General features: G+C 64.2%; 18 protein-coding genes. All 18 read right to left on the bottom strand.

Features of this window, described 5'->3' with window-relative positions:
- Positions 1 to 233: 233 nt before the first annotated feature.
- The 18 genes from K426_RS05415 to K426_RS05330 all read right to left on the bottom strand — a co-directional run bounded on the left by K426_RS05415 (position 234) and on the right by K426_RS05330 (position 16,340).
- Positions 234 to 698 (bottom strand): HPP family protein, encoded by a 465-nt coding sequence (locus K426_RS05415; RefSeq protein ID WP_020817765.1) that lies wholly within the window; start codon positions 696 to 698, stop codon positions 234 to 236.
- A gap of 221 nt (positions 699 to 919) precedes the next feature.
- On the bottom strand, positions 920 to 2,275 hold the full coding sequence (locus K426_RS05410) for an IS1380-like element IS1247 family transposase (protein ID WP_006473457.1): 1,356 nt from the start codon (positions 2,273 to 2,275) through the stop codon (positions 920 to 922).
- A 94-nt stretch (positions 2,276 to 2,369) separates the two neighbouring features.
- Complete coding sequence (locus K426_RS05405) at positions 2,370 to 2,774, bottom strand: DUF3617 domain-containing protein (protein ID WP_443018221.1); 405 nt, start codon at positions 2,772 to 2,774, stop codon at positions 2,370 to 2,372.
- Positions 2,775 to 2,891: 117 nt separating this feature from the next.
- Positions 2,892 to 3,794: an Hsp33 family molecular chaperone HslO gene (gene hslO, locus K426_RS05400; RefSeq protein ID WP_066561391.1), complete on the bottom strand. Its 903-nt coding sequence runs from the start codon at positions 3,792 to 3,794 to the stop codon at positions 2,892 to 2,894.
- A 265-nt stretch (positions 3,795 to 4,059) separates the two neighbouring features.
- Complete coding sequence (gene argF, locus K426_RS05395; protein WP_066554759.1) at positions 4,060 to 4,989, bottom strand: ornithine carbamoyltransferase; 930 nt, start codon at positions 4,987 to 4,989, stop codon at positions 4,060 to 4,062.
- A gap of 58 nt (positions 4,990 to 5,047) precedes the next feature.
- Positions 5,048 to 6,241 carry an aspartate aminotransferase family protein gene (locus K426_RS05390; RefSeq protein WP_066554757.1) on the bottom strand — a complete coding sequence of 398 codons (1,194 nt, stop codon included), beginning with the start codon at positions 6,239 to 6,241 and terminating at the stop codon, positions 5,048 to 5,050.
- 215 nt (positions 6,242 to 6,456) lie between these two features.
- Positions 6,457 to 6,852 carry a flagellar export chaperone FliS gene (locus K426_RS05385; RefSeq protein WP_066554750.1) on the bottom strand — a complete coding sequence of 132 codons (396 nt, stop codon included), beginning with the start codon at positions 6,850 to 6,852 and terminating at the stop codon, positions 6,457 to 6,459.
- Between the two features lie 21 nt (positions 6,853 to 6,873).
- A complete protein-coding gene (gene fliD, locus K426_RS05380; RefSeq protein WP_066554746.1) occupies positions 6,874 to 8,322 on the bottom strand; it encodes a flagellar filament capping protein FliD in 1,449 nt (482 codons plus the stop codon).
- A 131-nt stretch (positions 8,323 to 8,453) separates the two neighbouring features.
- Positions 8,454 to 8,912, bottom strand: a complete 459-nt coding sequence (locus K426_RS05375) for a hypothetical protein (RefSeq protein WP_066554744.1) — start codon at positions 8,910 to 8,912, stop codon at positions 8,454 to 8,456.
- Between the two features lie 103 nt (positions 8,913 to 9,015).
- Complete coding sequence (gene flhB, locus K426_RS05370) at positions 9,016 to 10,155, bottom strand: flagellar type III secretion system protein FlhB (RefSeq protein ID WP_066554733.1); 1,140 nt, start codon at positions 10,153 to 10,155, stop codon at positions 9,016 to 9,018.
- 3 nt (positions 10,156 to 10,158) lie between these two features.
- A complete protein-coding gene (gene fliR, locus K426_RS05365) occupies positions 10,159 to 10,941 on the bottom strand; it encodes a flagellar biosynthetic protein FliR (RefSeq protein WP_066554727.1) in 783 nt (260 codons plus the stop codon).
- Positions 10,938 to 11,210, bottom strand: coding sequence for a flagellar biosynthesis protein FliQ (gene fliQ / locus K426_RS05360; protein WP_046761916.1), 273 nt, complete (start codon positions 11,208 to 11,210; stop codon positions 10,938 to 10,940). The genes fliR and fliQ overlap by 4 nt, the downstream gene beginning before the upstream one ends.
- A gap of 10 nt (positions 11,211 to 11,220) precedes the next feature.
- Complete coding sequence (gene fliP, locus K426_RS05355) at positions 11,221 to 12,000, bottom strand: flagellar type III secretion system pore protein FliP (RefSeq protein ID WP_066554724.1); 780 nt, start codon at positions 11,998 to 12,000, stop codon at positions 11,221 to 11,223.
- Positions 12,001 to 12,091: 91 nt separating this feature from the next.
- The gene (locus K426_RS05350) at positions 12,092 to 12,358 is read right to left on the bottom strand and encodes a FliO/MopB family protein (protein ID WP_066554722.1); all 267 of its coding nucleotides are present in this window, start codon (positions 12,356 to 12,358) and stop codon (positions 12,092 to 12,094) included.
- A 99-nt stretch (positions 12,359 to 12,457) separates the two neighbouring features.
- Positions 12,458 to 12,796: a flagellar motor switch protein FliN gene (gene fliN / locus K426_RS05345; protein WP_066554719.1), complete on the bottom strand. Its 339-nt coding sequence runs from the start codon at positions 12,794 to 12,796 to the stop codon at positions 12,458 to 12,460.
- A complete protein-coding gene (locus tag K426_RS05340; RefSeq protein ID WP_066554716.1) occupies positions 12,793 to 13,692 on the bottom strand; it encodes a flagellar motor switch protein FliM in 900 nt (299 codons plus the stop codon). Before K426_RS05340 ends, fliN begins: the two co-directional genes overlap by 4 nt.
- A 51-nt stretch (positions 13,693 to 13,743) precedes the next feature.
- Complete coding sequence (locus K426_RS05335) at positions 13,744 to 14,409, bottom strand: flagellar basal body-associated FliL family protein (protein ID WP_066554713.1); 666 nt, start codon at positions 14,407 to 14,409, stop codon at positions 13,744 to 13,746.
- Positions 14,410 to 14,435: 26 nt separating this feature from the next.
- Positions 14,436 to 16,340: a flagellar hook-length control protein FliK gene (locus tag K426_RS05330; protein ID WP_237230034.1), complete on the bottom strand. Its 1,905-nt coding sequence runs from the start codon at positions 16,338 to 16,340 to the stop codon at positions 14,436 to 14,438.
- Between the last annotated feature and the right edge of the window lie 7 nt (positions 16,341 to 16,347).

Raw genomic sequence — 16,347 nt, 5'->3', positions numbered from 1 at the left:
AGATGGTCTTTTGGTGCCCCAGCTCGCGGCCTATGCCGTCGGCAAGCGCAGCAAGACGATCAAGCGCCGGAGCGCCGGGATCGTGCCGTATAGGCCCAGTCGGCCCCAAGCTGCGATTTTGGCCAAGTCGGAGAACGTTTTGGGAACGTGGCATTCGGTATTGACGATGGAAATCATAGAAGTCCCGATCCGCCGGCTCCTAGCCGAAATTCAGGCGATGCCCAATCCGGGGGTCATGCGGACGGGCGATCCCAGCGGCGCAGCGCCATGCCGATCAGCGTCACCGCACCGGCGCCCAGCATCAGCAGCGGCACCGCGACATGCGGGGGCACCGGATGCAGCGTGAAGACGAGCCCCGTCGCCGCCGCGGGCGGATGGACCGCACGGGCCGCCATCATCAGCAGCAGGCCGAGCGTGGCGGCGATGATCGCGACCAGCACCGAAGCGCCGAACATCCAGCCGGCCAGCGAACCGACGAACGCGGTCGCGGCATGCCCCGCCATGATCGGCCAGGGCCGCGCCGAGGGAGCCGAGGGGGTCGTGGCAATCAACGCGACCGAATTGACCAGCGGCATCCACATCGCAACGATCGCGAAATGATAAGCGAGCCCACCGAACAGCGCGAGGGTGGCGAGAAAGACCGAGCCTGCCAGCCCGATCCGCCGCCACGACATCGCATCGGTCGTCGCCCACTTCATCCTGCATTCCCCAAGTGGCGTGTCGTTTGAGGTGAAGATCGCCTGTATCCGAGCGCTAGACAAGGATTTTCTGCCGCAAGCGGCACCTGCGGTCGCGCAGACTGCTGGATCTGGACGGATCAGACCGCGAAGCCGCTGTTTCCTTGCCCAGGGGCGGCGTTTTTCAGCGCAGCGGACAGATCTGTCCAGCCGCTTTCGTTCAGTTTGAGCGTGGATCGCGATCATGCGCATAGCGGTGGCGCTCGCAATCGGCGGATAGCGGCGAGGATGGCGCGTACCATCGTGCCGGTGACAGCGACCTCGGCCAGCTGGAAGGTGATGGTGCGGGCGTGACGGACCACACGTGCCCCGATCTTGATCAGCTTCAGTTGCAGGCTGGTCAACGACCAGTCGGCCATGGCCTCGGGCAGCTCGATGCAGCGCAAGAAGGTGGCCAGGTTGTACGCCAGGGCGTGCAGTTGCAGCCGCACCTCATTGTCGCGGAACTTCCGGCACGACAGCCGCGTCCAGCGAAAGGCGTATTTGCCCTCTTTGATGTGCTGCTCGGCGGTGCCGCGCTGGTTGTAGAACCGCACCACCCAGTCCGGCTCCATCGGCAGGTTGGTGACGATGAAGCCGACACGCGGGAACAGTTCGCCCGGATGCCATTCGATCTTGGCGATCACCCGGCGTTCCTTGTCCCAGGACGCCGCCTGATACTCGAATTCCTCGAAGAACCGCTTGACCTTGGTCAGTGACGGCCGCCCGACAGGGCGCGTTAGCCGATGCGCGATCTTGTCCTTGAGGACCGCGTTTGCGGGCAGCCGGATGGCGTAGAAGAACCGCGCTTCTTCCAATCGCTCATAGATCGCCGGGATCGCGTAGGCAGCATCGGCCCGGAAGAACCTGCCACCAAGGTCGCGCTCCGCGTAGCGCGCAATGACGGGGTCGAGAACATCACGCCAGCCATCGGCGCTGTGGACGTTGCCATGGCGCAGGGCGCAGCGTTCCAGCATCCCGAACTGGTTGAACAGAAAGTTGGGGTGATAGCAGCTACAGTCGAAATGGCCATTCCAGGCGGACCCTTCCTGGTCGCCATGGGTCGGGCTGACCGAGCTGTCCATGTCCAGAACGATGTACTTCAGCCCGTTACGGTCATGGAACCGGTCGATCCATTGCCCGTTCAGGTCGGCCAGCGCGGCACGGTTCCCGGCCAGAGCCAGCGTCTCGGTCTCGAACCGTCCCATCTGCGATGCCGAGGCCGCTTGTGCATCGACCGCTCTGCCGCCGACAACTTGGCGCATGACCGGATCGCAGGCGAGACGGTTGGCGTCGTTGACATCCTCGTATCCGGCCAGCCGCCCAAAGACTGATTGCCGGAACAGGCCGTCGAGCCGATGGACCGTGTTCTTGCCAGAGCGAGTATCGCGCAGCGCCGCTGACGCCAAATCGGACAACCCGAGCGCGTCATCAAGCTCGCGCATCACCAGAAGGCCGCCGTCGGAACTGAGCTGCGTGCCGCGAAATTCCAGCCGCACGCGAGGGTCGAAATCCACCCGATCTGCCCGTTGCAAGCCCGCACCCTCTGGGTGATCCATGAAACGCGCCCCTCGCAGCCTTCAACACCATGTTTTATATAGGAAATATAATGGTCAGGACAGCGAAATCAGCGCCTTACTTGGGAAATGTGGGCTAATGACAGGCGCCCGCCCACCGCCCTTCCAGCGCGAAGGCGAAGGGCGCGCCATTGGCGATGCCCTGCGACTGGATCTGGACCAGGCGCGCGGTTTCGATGCGAAGATCGGTCCGTCCATTGCCCGCCGTGCCGCATTCGTAGGTGACGACCAGCCGCTTGGGCGTTTCGCTCACGGTGAAGCTTTTGCAGCTATTGCCCGCATGGCGGCTTTGCAGAAGCTGGTTCAGATGGGCGATGCAGAGCTTGCGGATCGGGCCATCCGGCCCCCGCTCGCGCAATTCCCACTCGCCCGCCTCCAGCCCTTTGGGTAGGCGCGGCAGGGGCGCCGCCGCTTTGACGGCAGGTCTCGTGACCATCATCATCGCCAAGGCCGCCGCAAGGGCGCGCCGTCCTGCCATCATCGCGATCCCCCTGTCGATCGTCCGTCCATCCGCATCCGCCTTGCCCGTCAATTGCGGCAATTTGATAGCGGAACCGAATCGACCGGCCATAATGGCGCAGGATCGAAAGGTCCGACGCTATCCGAAACTGTCGAGCGCCACCGGGAAGAGGCGTGAGCAAAAGGCGCAATCTACGCCAATGACCCCCCGATCGTCGGCCATTTCCGCCCGCTCGGCCGCCGGAAAGCGGCCAATGACACTGCGGATATGGTCGAGATCGCAGCGGCAGCCCTTGCTGAGCGCTGTCGAATCGGTGACGCGCACCTCATCCTCTTCATGGAACAGCCGCCAGACGATATCGGTCAGCGGCAGCTCGCCATCGGTCAGCTCCGCATCCTTGAGCGTATGGGCCAGCGCCTGGACATGCTCCCATTCCGGATGGTCGTGGCGGACGTGCAGCCGCTCGCGCCCAACCTCGCCTTCGGGCAGATGCTGGAGCAGCAGCCCGGCCGCCAGACATCCCTCGCCCGGATCGTGGCGGGTCGCGATCTGGATGATGCTGGGAATCTGTTCGGACTGGAAGAAATAATGCTCCGCCGCGTCCGCCAGCGATTCGCCGTCCAGCGGCACGATCCCCTGATAACGTTCGCCCGAAACCGCCTGGTCGAAGGTGATGGCGAGGTAGCCCTTGCCGAACAGGCCGAACAGCGTTGGATCGGGACCAAGTTCGGCCAGCCGGTCGGCGTCGAACTTGGCATAGCCGCGCACTTCGCCGCCCTTGTAATCGGCAACCAGCAGGCTGACGACGCCATTTTCGGTCTGCGCCTGCATGGTGAGCTGCCCCCCGACATCCTTGAGCATCGTGCCGAGCAGCGCCGCCAGCACCAGCGCGGAGGCGAGCAGACGCTCGATCTGCGGCGGATAGGCATGAGCGGCCAGAACATCGTCGAGGACCGGCCCCAGCCGCACGATCCGCCCGCGCGCATGGCGCGAAGGGATGGTGAAGCCCAAGGCTTGGTCGAGTGAGGCGGAAGAGGTCAAATCAGGCTCCGTGTGGCGCGCCAGAGCGGGCCGGTCATGCAAAGGCGCTTAGATAGGGGGCGATCGTCGGGCTTGCAAATGGGCTTTGGCTGGGTTGGGTGGGAAGCCGACTGGATGTTCGGTCTGGGTAAACCGTGCTCCTGCGCAGGCAGAAGCCCAGTTCCGCCCTCCGTATATCATCACATCGTCTGAACTGGGTTCCTGCCTGCGCAGGAACACGACGCGCTTACGGCGCCTAACAACTCAAACAACAGCTCACCCAAACTCAACCAAGCCGGCCCACCGCCCAGAGCAGCACCGACTTCTGGGCATGGATGCGGTTTTCCGCCTCGTCCCAAATCACGGACTGCGGGCCGTCGATCACCGCCTCCACCACTTCCTCGCCGCGATGGGCGGGCAGGCAGTGCAGGAACTTCGCCGTCGGCTTGGCCAGCGCCATCAATTCGGGCGTCACCTGATAGGGCATCATCGCCGCCAGCTTTTCCTCGGCATGAGATTGGCCCATGGAGATCCAGGTGTCGGTGACGACGATATCGGCGCCCGCCACCGCCGCCTGCGGATCGCGGCTGTGGATAATCTGCGCGCCCCGCACGCGGGCTTCGGCTTCGAAGGACGGGTCGGGATCATAGCCTTCGGGCACCGCAATCCGCACATCGAACTTCATCAGGCCCGCCGCCTCGACGATCGAATGCAGCACATTATTGCCGTCGCCCAGCCACGCCCACTGGCTGCCGGGCAGCGCCACACCATGTTCCACCACGGTCAGCAGGTCCGCGACGATCTGGCAGGGATGCGACAGGTCGGTCAGGCCGTTGATCACCGGAACGCTGGCATGATGCGCCATTTCCTCGATCTTCGCATGATCGTCGGTGCGGATCATGATGGCGTCGCACATGCGGCTGAGCACCCGCGCCGTGTCGGCAACGGTTTCTCCGCGTCCGAGCTGGCTGGTCGCGCCGTCCAGGATCAGCGACGTGCCGCCCAATTGGCGGATCGCCATGTCGAACGATACGCGGGTCCGGGTCGAATTCTTCTCGAAGATCATCGCCAGCGTATGCCCGGCCAGGGGCGCATCCGCATCGGCCCGCCCCTTGGGCCAGCTCTTGCGCGCCGCCTTCCGGTCGATGGCGTCGGATATCATGGCGGCAATCGCATCGCCGCCGGCGTCACTCAGATTCAGAAAATGTCTGGTCATGATAACCCCCACTCCCGCCCTCCGTTCGTTTCCAGCGAACGGAGGGGGATGTCCGGTGTCAGGCTGTCGCGGGCTCCGCAAAGCTCCGCGCGCCGGCCGAAAGCCTTTCTATGCACTCCGTGACATGGCTTTCCTCGATCACGAGCGGCGGCAGGATGCGCACGACATTCTGCCCCGCCGACACAGTCAGCAGGCCATGATTGTCGCGCAGATGCGCCACGAAAGCGCGGGCGTCGTAGCTGTCCTTCATCTTGACGCCCAGCATCAGGCCAAGGCCGCGCACATCCTCGAACATGTCATGATTGGGGATGAGCTGCTCCAGCGCAGAGCGCAGGCGCGCCCCGATCATGTTCACATGATCGAGGAAACCCTCGCCCAGCACTTCGTCCAGCACGGTCAGCCCGACCGCCATGGCCAGCGGATTGCCGCCATAGGTCGAGCCATGGGTGCCGAACACCATGCCCTTGGCCGCTTCCTCGGTCGCGAGGCAAGCGCCCAGCGGGAAGCCCGCGCCGATACCCTTGGCCACCGCCATGATGTCGGGCTTAAGGCCATATTGCTCATGGGCGAAGAAAGTGCCGGTACGGGCATAGCCGCACTGCACTTCGTCCAGGATCAGCAGCAGGCCCTGCTCGTCGCACAGCTTGCGAAGCCCTGCGAGAAATAACTGGGTCGCCGGGGTCACGCCGCCTTCGCCCTGCACCGTTTCCACCAGGAAACCGGCGGTGTTCTGATCGACGGCGGCCGTCGCGGCCTCCAGATCGTTGAACGGCACCACGGTAAAGCCGGGCAGCAGCGGTTCGAAGCCGTCGCGCATCTTGGGCTGGCTGGTGGCCGAAATCGTCCCCAGCGTCCGCCCGTGAAAGGCGTTGTCGAAGCTGATGATCTTATGCCGGTGCGCTTCGCCCTTGGCATAGTGATAGCGGCGCGCCGTCTTGATCGCGCATTCCACGGCCTCGGCGCCCGAATTGGTGAAGAACACCGTATCGGCAAAGGTCGTGTCGACCAGACGCTGCGCGAATTTCTCGCCCAGCGGCATGCCGTAAAGGTTCGACGTATGCATCAGCGTCGCGGCCTGATCCGCGATCGCCTTGACCAGCTTGGGATGGCCATGGCCCAGCAGGTTGACCGCGATGCCGCTGGCGAAATCCAGATAGCGCTCACCGCGCTCCCCGATCAGATAGCAGCCCTCGCCTCGGACCGGGCGTACATCGCACCGGGGGTAAACGGGCATGAGCGGCGTAATCGACATGATCCTTCCCTTTCTGGGCTGATGCAAACACTTCCGAAACGCAAAAAGGCGGCCCCCGCCGGGCCGCCCTTTGCGAGCGCTGCCTATACAGGCGCGCCTTTGATGGCGCAACCCCATGCAACATGTCCGTCATCCCAGCGCAGGCCGGGATCTCAGACGAGAGGGCACGGCCTAGCCTCCCGAGATCCCAGCTTGCGTTGGGATGACAGATATTTTCAGCCGATCTGGTTCCACGCTTCCGCGATCTCACCGATCATGACGCGGGCCTGATCGACCGGGGCGGCATCATGCTCCTTGGCGCCGGCCAGCAGCAGACGGCGGGCTTCGCGATAGATTTGCGCCAGGCCGGTCGCGATGTCGCCGCCCTTGTCGAAGTCCAGGCTCGATTCGAGTGCGAACAGGATCGACATGGCGCGGGCCTGCTTGTCCGACACCTTCAGGCGGTCGCCATTGCGTTCAGCCAGGGCCGTCGCGTCCAGCGCCAGCACCAGTTCGTCGAACAGCACCTTGACCAGCGCATGGGGCGTCGCGCCCTCGATCCGGCTGCCGGTGTGGACCGCCGCATAACGCCGCGCCGCCGCGCCACCGAAACCGCCATGATTATAGAACATGATCTTCCTGACCCTTTTTTATCAATTGTCGCTTTTGGTCCACAGCGCCACCTGTTGCGTCAGATAGCTCTGCGTTGCCTTGAGGGCGGACAGCCGGGTTTCCATGGCCGAATAGACCTTGGTGAGCTGCGCCTGATAATCCGTCATCTGGGTGTCGAGCTTCTCAAGCTGCTTGGCCAGATCGTCGGCCAGCGCCTTGTACTTGCTTTGCGAGGCGGCGAGCGGGCCGTCGGTCTTCTGGATATTGTCGCGGACGCTGTCCATCAGCCCGGCGAGGCCGATATTGGTGGCGGTCTTGGCCGAGGGGTTCAGCATCTGCGTGATCGCCTTCGGGTCGGCCGCGATCGCCTTGTCGAGCGTGGCCGTGTCCAGCGAGATCGTGCCGTCGCGATTGGTGCTGATGCCCAGATCGTTCAGCGTCTTGTAGGCGCCGGTCGAGGTGAGCTGCGTCGAGACCATCTGCGACAATTGCCGCTTCATGTCGCGGATCGAGGATTCGCCGTTCAGCACTCCCGCATTGGAAGAGTCCGTGCCGGTCGAGGTCGCCGTGTTCAGCGCCTTCATCAGCGTGTTATAGGCGTTGACGAACTCGACCATCAGGTCACGCATGGAGGTCGTCGGCTCGGCCGTGGAGAGCGTGACGCTGGTGCCGGGCGCTGCCTTGTTCAGGTCGATGCGCAGATAGGGGATCGCGCTGTCGATCGTGTTCCCGGCATAATGCTGCTCCACCCCGTCGAGCAGGATGATCGAATCCTTGGGCTGGGCGGCGGAGCTCATCCTGCTGCCGGCAGGCGGGGTGGTCGCGGACCAGGCGAATTGGGACAGGTCGGCGCCCGTCGTCGCATCGGTGGTGGAAGAAACCGTGGTCAGCGAAACATCATTCGCCGCGCCGGTTGGTCCCTTGAGCATCAGCCGCGTGCCCTGGGAGTCCGTGACGACGGTCGCGGTCACGCCCGCCCCCGAACTGTTGATCGCGGCAGCCAGGCCCGTATAGCTGTTGTTGGCCGCGCTGATCGTGATGGAAACGGGGCTGCCGTTGCCGACCTGCAGGGACAATTCCCCGATGCCGACGGTAGCCGCAGCGCCCTGCGCGGCGTCCTGATTGGCATTGACCGTAGAGACCAGGGTCCGCGCCGAAGCGAGCTGATTGACGACGACCTGCGCGGGAAGGCCGGTCGGCGCGCCGCCGGGCAGCGCGCTGACGGAAGCGATGCTGGCGTCGTTGGAGGCAGGCGTGCCCGAATAGCCGGTGCCCGCGAGCAGGCTGTTCAACGCATCGGCAAAGGTATCGAGCGAGCTGGAAGCGGAGGCCAGCGCGGAAATGCGCGCGCTGTTCAGCGTTTGGCGGCTGGTGATGGCCGTCTGCTTGGGCTCCTTGCTTGCGCTGACCAGGCTGGAGACGAGCGAGGCGGTATCGATGCCCGATCCCGCGCCAAGCGCCGTCAAGATGCTGCTGCTCACCGAAGTCATGGGCCGTCCTTTCAAATATGAGAACGGCCCTAAGCCCAAGACCTTTAGGAATGATTTTCACGGGAATGGAAAAAGCCGGAAAAGGCGGGACATCTCAGCGCAAGAACGCGCTGAGACATCATCAGAACGCTTCAGCCGCCGACGGTTATGATCTGATCGACCGCTCCGTGCCGCATATTGGCCTGTGCGACATGGGCGATAGCCGCCTGTTCGGCAATGCGCTTGGCGATGCGGATGGAGCTTTCCACGGCTTCCTTCGAAGCGGGGGGCAGCGGTACCAGAACCTGCGGGGCGGGCAGCATGGACTGGATTTCCTCCGCCGCTCCATCGACCGTCTTGGTCGTGCCTTGGGTGCTCAATTCGGCCAATATGTCGGCTATGCGGGCATGCACCTTGGCATATTCAGCGCTGCTGGCGATGCGGCCTTCCGAGGGTGCCTGATCGTCCGAGGCGGTTTGCGCCGACGATCCTCCGCCCTGACGAACCGTCGCGGAGGAGGAAATAGGCTGAACGGCGGACACGGCGGAAGGCGCGCGAGTGGCGCTGCGTTCAACCGGCGATATCTCGCCCCGCGAAAAATAGTCGTTCATGACGCACCATCGTAATGCGTCCCCGTGAATATTATACGGACAAGAAGCACTAAGCTTTAGTTAAGCATGTGTCATTTTTCGATTGCAAATCAACCGTCTGAAATCAGGTCGTTTTCTTGCCTTCCGCATCGAAGCGCAGATCGTCCGGCACGGTGATGAACGGGCGGTCCATCTCGCTCGCCATGCGGTTCTCGACCCGGAAGACGAAGGCGAGGACCGTGGCGACGGCCATGTACAGCCCCTCATTGACGATCTGTCCGGCGCGCGAGGTGAAGTAGATGGCGCGGGCAAGGTCGGGATATTGCAGCACCGTCACGCCATTCTGGTCGGCCAGTTCGCGGATCGCGGCGGCCACCGCGTCGCAACCCCGCGCCACCACGACCGGGGCGGCGTCATGCCCCGGCTTGTAGCGCAGCGCGACGGCGAAATGGGTCGGGTTGGTGATGATCACGCTGGCCTCCGCCACCGCCTTGCGGGTGGAACCGCTCAGCACCTCGAACTGGCGGCGGCGGATATGGCCCTTGAGCTCGGGCGAGCCTTCGCTCTCCTTATGCTCGTCCTTGATCTCCTGCTTGCTCATCGACAGGCGTTTCGAGCGCTGGATGAGCTGCGCCGGCACATCGATGCCCGCGATCAGGAACAGGCCGCCCGCCATCACCAGGCAGGTCATGATGAACATATTGCCCAGGTCCGCCATGGCGGGGGCGAGACCCGCCTTGCCGAGCCCGACGATCTGCGTCAGCCGGTCCCAGATCATCCAGACGCCGATCGCGCCGAGCAGCGACACTTTGGCGATCGACTTCACCAGTTCGATCAGGCCCTGAAGCCCGAACATGCGCTTCAGCCCAGCGGCGGGATTGAGCTTCGACGCCTTGGGCGCGAAGGCGCCCGGTCGAAAGCCCAGCGAACCGAGCAGCGCCGGTCCGGCAATGGCAGCGAGCAGCGTCGCCAGCATGATCCCCGCCACTGGCAGGGCGATGCCGGACAACAGCGCAAACCCCCGGTCGGCGGGCGCGAAATTGACCACATCCTCCCGCCGGAAGCGCAGCGCCTCGATCAGCATGTCGGACAGGGATTCGACGACGGAGGGGCCGGTAACCGCGATCCAGCCAATGCCCGCCATCACCACCAGCGCCGTCGCCAGATCGCGGGACTGGAGGATGTCGCCATTTTTCGCGGCGTCCTTCAGCTTCTTGGCTGTCGGCTTTTCGGTCTTTTCGCCGCCGCCATTGCTCTGTGCCATGGGTCAGTGCCCTTCCGCAATATATTGGGCCTGGTCCAGCCCGGCCTTGAGCGCGGCGGTGATCCCCTCCCCCATGATCGGCGCGGTGACGGCCAGCAGGATGAGGCCCGCCATCAGCGCCACCGGCATGCCGACCGCGAACAGGTTGAGCGCGGGCGCGGTGCGCGCCAGCATGCCCATGACGATCTGCACCAGCACCAGTGCGAAACCGACCGGGAGCGCAATGGTGACGCCCGCGCCCAGCAGCGCGCCGCCAAATTCGATCAGATGCCAGATGGCGTCATTGCTCAGCATCGCGCCGCCGGGCGGCATCGCCTGATAGCTTTGCACCACGAAGCTCACCAGCATCAGATGGCCGTCCATGGCGAGCAGCAGGAAGGTCGAAAGGATGGAAAGAAACTGCCCCACCGCTTGCGTCGCTTGACCCGAGGACGGATCGACCATCGCCGCGAAATTGAGGCCCATAGTGTTGCCGATCGCCTCGCCCGCGACCAGCGCGGCGGCATAGCCGATCTGCACCGCAAAGCCGATGGCGAGCCCCGCCAGCACCTCGCCCGCAACCAGCATCACGCCCTGGAAACTGGCGACGCCATCGGCGGGCAGCACGATATGCACGCTGTTGAGCGCCGCCATGCCCAGCGCGAGCGAGAGGATCAGGCGCAGTTGCAGCGGCACGGCAGGCGCGCCGAAGACCGGGGCGGCGACAAAGGCCGCGCCGGGACGGATCATGGCGATCAGCCAGATCCAGAGCTGGACTTCCACATTGGCGAAGCCCGGCGCGATCATTGGAGCAGATCCGGAATGCGCTCGAAAATCTCGCGCGTGAAATCCGCGATCAGCACCATGATGGAGCCGCCGAACAGCACCAGCATGGCACCGACGACGATGATTTTGGGAATGAAGGCCAGCGTCTGTTCGTTGATGGAGGTCGCCGCCTGGATCATGCCGATCAGCACGCCCGCGACCAGCGCCGGAATCAGGATCGGCGCTGCCGCCAGCGCCGTGATCCACAGCGCCTGTTGCGCCAGCCCCATGAAGAAATCGGCATTCTCCATCGCCCCACCTCTATGTCGCGAAGGAGCCGGCAAGCGACCCCATGGTGAGCGCCCAGCCATCGACCAGCACGAACAGCAACAGCTTGAACGGCATGGAGATGATGGTGGGGGAAAGCATCATCATGCCGAGCGCCATCAGCGTGGAGGCGACGACAAGGTCGATGATGAGGAAGGGCAGGAAGATCATGAAGCCGATCTGAAACGCGGTCTTGAGTTCCGACGTCACGAAAGCGGGCAACAGGATCGAAAAGGGAATATCAGCGGGCGTGCGGAACGCAGGCGCCTCGGCCAGATTGGCAAACAGCTTGAGGTCGGTTTCGCGGGTCTGCTTGGTCATGAAGCCGTGCAGCACCTTGGCCGATCGGCCTACCGCTTCCTCGATGGGGATCTGGCCCTTGCCATAGGGGTCGAAGGCTTGGGCGTTGATCTGGTCGATGGCGGGGCGCATCACGAAGAGGGAAAGGAACAGCGACAGGCCGACCAGCACCTGATTGGGCGGCGTCTGCTGCAATCCCAGCGCCTGACGCAGCAGCGACAGCACGATGATGATGCGGGTGAAGCTGGTCATCATGAGGATCAGCGACGGCAACACCGTCAGCAGGCTCATGAGGATCAGGATTTGCAGGGAGAGCGAGAGTGAGCGGCCGTCGCCGCCGATCTGCCCCATGGCGCGGGTTAGCGCGCCGCCATTGTCGACGGGCGGCGGGGCTGCGGGCGCGGCTTGGGCGAAGGCGGGGATGGCGATGAACAACGCCGCGAGCAGCAATCCTGCCCACGCCCATTTCGTCATCCCCGCGAAGGCGGGGATCCATCCCCGTACTTCGCATCTGGACGCTACTGTTGGGAGATGGGTTCCCGCCTCCGCGGGAACGACAGCAGAATTAGCGCCCGGCACGATAGGTATCGCCTTCCGCGATCTTCTCGATGCGGCCGCGAGTGACGGAGAGCAGGATCTTCTTGCCCTCGAACTCCACCACGGCGAGCTTGCCGAAAGTCCCCATCGGCAGCGCTTCCAGCAATTTCAATGAGCGGTCATTCTGCCCGACCATCATGCCGGGCTGATATTTGCGCCACAGCCACAATGCGCCAAAGGCCATGCCACCCACCAGCGGCAACAATATCAGCAGCTTGACGAAGTACCAGATCATGGATGGGCTTTCGCGACTATGGTTAATCCGTCATGCGGTCTGCCGATAATGGCGCGCAAGGCAAGCGGTAAAATTCAGCGATATTGCTGTTCCGGGCGATCAACCGCGCCGTTCGATGCCGGCAAGGCGCGTTTCCGTTGCCGCGATCTCCACGATGCGGATGCCGTAACGGCCGTTCACCGTCACCACCTCGCCCTTGGCGATCAGTGCGCCGTTGACCATGATGTCCAACAGATCGTCGGCCTGACGGTCCAGCTCCACCACGCTGCCTTCCGCCAGGTCCATAACCTCGGCCAGACGCAGCGATGTCGATCCAACCTCCACCGACATGCGGACGGGAATGTCCGCCAGCAGGCGGAATTGGCGGTTGTTCACCATGCGGGAAATGCTGTCCTCGCCCACGCTGTCGAGGCGCGGGGCTTCACTCATGTCGCTCATTGTTCGGATCCCCATGAAGGTTGATTGTTGGCCAGCTTTTCGATCTGGAATGCGGCGCGGCCGTCCTGTTCACCGATCGAGCCATGGGCGACGATGCGGTCGCCCACGATGAGCGGCAGGCTGCGGTTGATGGTGACGGGAATAATGTCCCCGGCCTTGAGCTGCATCAGTTCGGCCAGCGAAAGATTGGGGCGCGCCAGCACCGTGCGGGCAGGCAGGCGGATGTCGCGCATGCGCGAAGCGATGCGGGCTTGCCAGACAGGGTCGGCGCGCTCGTCATCGATCGGAATCCTGGCGCCCATCAGCGGCTCGACCCCGCGCAGCGCGGAAAGCGGGAAGATGAGGTCGATCGGCCATTCGGCGTCCCGGCTGATGCTGAGCAGGAAGCGTTGCAGCACCATCTGTTCGCCCGGCTGCGCGGCGGCGGCAAAGCCGATGCCGGTTTCCCGCACGATCAGGCCCGCGTCGAGCGCCAGCATATCACTCCAACATTCGACCAGCCGGGCGATGAAGGCGTCGGAAATGCGGGCGATCAGCCGGTCTTCGGTCGGGGTGAATTCGCCACGCGGCGGCAGCGAACGGTTGCCGATGCCGCCATAGAAACAATCGACCAGCGTCGAGATCATCGCCGCGTCCAGCCGCAGCAACACCTGTCCCTTCAGCGGAGACAGGCGATAGACGCCAATGCTGGAGGAGGCGGGCACGTCCTGGCTCCAGGTTCCGAATTCCAGCGCGCGCGCATCCTGCGCGACGACATGCGGACGGACCCCGGCAATCGGCTCGATCAGGGCACGCAAACGCCGGCCGAGCTTTTCGCCCAGCCGGTCCAGCCCCGACAGCATCAGCGGCGCCTGCGATTCCCCCCGCCCGAAGGCATAGGCTTGAACGTCGGTCATTTCAGTCCCCTGCCGTCCAGGGCGGGGGACTTCCCGCACGTTCAGGCAGCCCTATTGAATAACGAAATTGGTAAAATAAACGTTATCGACGCCGCCATAGCCCGTCTTTTGCTTCAAAATGTCGTTAATGATGGCCTTGATCTTGCCTTGAAGCGCCCTTTTGCCCGCCGGCGTGGAGAGAGCCTCCACCGGCTGTTCGGCCAGCATCATCAAGACCTGGCTGCGAATCGCCGTCTCGTGCGCCTTGATCGCTTCCACCACGCGGATGTCGTAATAGGTCGAAATGGCGATGGAAATCTGCGCGAAGGCGTCCGTATCCGACATGTTGGAGGTGAAGGGCGTCTGCAACTGAAAATAGGTCGCCTGATAGGCCGCCGGGTTCGCCGGGACGGGCAGGTCGATGCCCTTGGCCGGAACATGGACGCCGGACGCGACATGACCGCCGCCGCCACCTTCATGACCGCCGCCTTCGCCGCCACCGCCGCCGCCGCCGGCATAGCCATGGGCCTTGGCGACGTCCTCCGCGCTTTCGCCCGCCAGGACGAGCACGGGCTTGTTCGGGTCTTCCTTCGGCCCTTCTTCCTTCGGGCTGAAGAAACCGGCAGCATACAGGCCGCCAGCGGCCCCCGCGCCGCCCACGACCATGGCGATGACGATGAGCAGGATCATCTTCATGCCCCCGCCCTTTTTCTTCTTCGGCTTCGCATCGTCACTCATGGAAAGTTCCCCGTAAATCCCGCATCTCAGGCATAACGCGCACGCACGGCGTCATTACCCGCCCGGCGCGTCTCGTCATGGTTAAGAACGGCAGGATCGCCGGTATTTTTAGGGGCAAAATTGCCATTTTCCTGAGCGCGCCAACGGCCCTGACCTTGGGCTTGGCCCTGCGACTGCGCCATGCTCTGGCTGTTGTTCGCCCAGGCATTGGCGGTTTGGGACGATTGCTGCTGCGATCCTTGCTGGTTCGCGCTGTCCGGCCGCGCGGTTTCCCCGATATGCGGGGTTCGCTCGATTTTCACTTCGGTGATGCGCACCGCCGACAGGCTGGCGTCAAGACGCAGCCGGTCGCTGTCCTGGCGCAGCGCCATTTCGGCGGCCTCGCTGGCGACCGTCAGGCTGACCGCCGCGCCATCGCTGCCCTGGCGGATATCGACCTGCACCGGGCCAAGCTGGTCGGCATTGATCTGGAAGCGGCCCTGCGCCCCATTGGCGGACAGCCCGGCAATATCGCGGGCGAGACCATCGATCCACTGGCCGGAAACACCCATGTCGACGACCTGCGCGCCAAGGCTAGCCGACAGGTCCACTACCGGCGGCGTGGCGACGGTCGGCTGGACTGAGGGAGCAGTGCCAGGCTGGGCGAGCGGGGCTTGAGGCGCCGCGTCGGTCGGAACCGGTTGGGCGGTGTTGGCAGGTGCAGGCTCGGCCGGAATGGCGGCGCGGCCGGTTTTGGCGCGGACCGCGAGCGGTTCCCCTGCCCGGACCGGCGTGCCTGGCTGGCGGGCGGCGACCTGATCGCGGACCAGTTGCAGCAAGGCAAGAGCTTCGGATTTCACCTGACGGCTCTCGACTGCGGGCGTTGCCGGGACGGGCAGTTCAACCGGAACGGGCGCACTATCGGTGGTCGATGTTGCGACAGTCGTTTTCGGGCGGTCGGCAGGCGCCGATATTGCCGGGGCGGGAATGGCCGACTGCGCATTGCTCTCCACCACGCGCGGCTTTTCGGCCGTCGCCTGAGCGGGGACGGGCTGCTCGGCGGCTTGGGGCTGCATCTGCGCCTCCGCCGGCAGAGTCTTGCCGCTATCCAGCTTCACCGCTGCCGTCTCCGGCAGTGGCGCGGATGTGGCCACAGTTGCAGATGTCGGCAGCGGCTGCGCCGGAACGCTTTGCAGCGTCGGCGTTTGCACGACGGCGACAACGGGCGGCGGAAGCGGCGCGGCTTCGCCCTGCTCTTTCGGCTTGTCCTTGTCGCCCTGATCGGCCTTCACCGGCTCATCCGACTGTTCCGTTGCAGGCGCTTCGGGCAAAGCCTCGGCTTTTTCCAGCTTGGCTTCCTTGACGGGGCGAGCCGCCTTGGACTGCGCATGAGGCTTGATGTCGGGCAGTTCCGGCGCGTCGACTTCGCTATCCTCTACAGCCACGGGCACTGGCACCAGTATGGGCGCTGGCGTTTCCGCCGCGACCTCTTCGACAGGCTCGCCATCAACAACAGGCGCCGGAACCGCATCCGCAGACTCAGCGGGCGCTTCGATTTTCTTGGCAAGGCCGGGCGGAAGCGGCAGCGTCTCCTTGCGATGGCTCTGCACGGCCTTCAGGGCGTTCGCCAAACCGAAGGGCAAGGGAGTGGCGGTTTCGACCCCCCCTTTTTCAGCCTTGGCGCTATCGACCTTGGCCGGTGCGATACCTGCTCCTTCCATCTCCACGCCTTCGACTGCAACGGCATTAGCCGTGACGGTCGGGGCAGCCACTTGCGGGAGGCTAGGCATCTCCGCCGCCTGCTTACCCTCGGGCGCGGCTTCCATTGTGCCGTTCAGCAGCTTGGCGAAATCCACCGCGCCCTCCACCGGCATGGCAAGCACGCCCGCGCCATCGGCGGGCATCTGCGTCGAGGCCGACGAAAAAAGCAGAGCCTTGAGGCTGGTCAACATGTTCACG

It is taken from the genome of Sphingobium sp. TKS (assembly GCF_001563265.1).
Lineage (GTDB): Bacteria > Pseudomonadota > Alphaproteobacteria > Sphingomonadales > Sphingomonadaceae > Sphingobium.
This window is presented reverse-complemented; position numbering and strand designations above follow the sequence as displayed.

Bases quoted from the DNA above. Each gene is read 5' to 3' on its own strand.
- K426_RS05415 (WP_020817765.1), bottom strand. From the start codon at position 698: ATGAAGTGGGCGACGACCGATGCGATGTCGTGGCGGCGGATCGGGCTG.
- K426_RS05410 (WP_006473457.1), bottom strand. From the start codon at position 2,275: ATGGATCACCCAGAGGGTGCGGGCTTGCAACGGGCAGATCGGGTGGAT.
- K426_RS05405 (WP_443018221.1), bottom strand. From the start codon at position 2,774: ATGATGGCAGGACGGCGCGCCCTTGCGGCGGCCTTGGCGATGATGATG.
- argF (WP_066554759.1), bottom strand. From the start codon at position 4,989: ATGACCAGACATTTTCTGAATCTGAGTGACGCCGGCGGCGATGCGATT.
- K426_RS05390 (WP_066554757.1), bottom strand. From the start codon at position 6,241: ATGTCGATTACGCCGCTCATGCCCGTTTACCCCCGGTGCGATGTACGC.
- K426_RS05385 (WP_066554750.1), bottom strand. From the start codon at position 6,852: ATGTTCTATAATCATGGCGGTTTCGGTGGCGCGGCGGCGCGGCGTTAT.
- fliD (WP_066554746.1), bottom strand. From the start codon at position 8,322: ATGACTTCGGTGAGCAGCAGCATCTTGACGGCGCTTGGCGCGGGATCG.
- K426_RS05375 (WP_066554744.1), bottom strand. From the start codon at position 8,912: ATGAACGACTATTTTTCGCGGGGCGAGATATCGCCGGTTGAACGCAGC.
- flhB (WP_066554733.1), bottom strand. From the start codon at position 10,155: ATGGCACAGAGCAATGGCGGCGGCGAAAAGACCGAAAAGCCGACAGCC.
- fliR (WP_066554727.1), bottom strand. From the start codon at position 10,941: ATGATCGCGCCGGGCTTCGCCAATGTGGAAGTCCAGCTCTGGATCTGG.
- fliQ (WP_046761916.1), bottom strand. From the start codon at position 11,210: ATGGAGAATGCCGATTTCTTCATGGGGCTGGCGCAACAGGCGCTGTGG.
- fliP (WP_066554724.1), bottom strand. From the start codon at position 12,000: ATGACGAAATGGGCGTGGGCAGGATTGCTGCTCGCGGCGTTGTTCATC.
- K426_RS05350 (WP_066554722.1), bottom strand. From the start codon at position 12,358: ATGATCTGGTACTTCGTCAAGCTGCTGATATTGTTGCCGCTGGTGGGT.
- fliN (WP_066554719.1), bottom strand. From the start codon at position 12,796: ATGAGCGACATGAGTGAAGCCCCGCGCCTCGACAGCGTGGGCGAGGAC.
- K426_RS05340 (WP_066554716.1), bottom strand. From the start codon at position 13,692: ATGACCGACGTTCAAGCCTATGCCTTCGGGCGGGGGGAATCGCAGGCG.
- K426_RS05335 (WP_066554713.1), bottom strand. From the start codon at position 14,409: ATGAGTGACGATGCGAAGCCGAAGAAGAAAAAGGGCGGGGGCATGAAG.
- K426_RS05330 (WP_237230034.1), bottom strand. From the start codon at position 16,340: ATGTTGACCAGCCTCAAGGCTCTGCTTTTTTCGTCGGCCTCGACGCAG.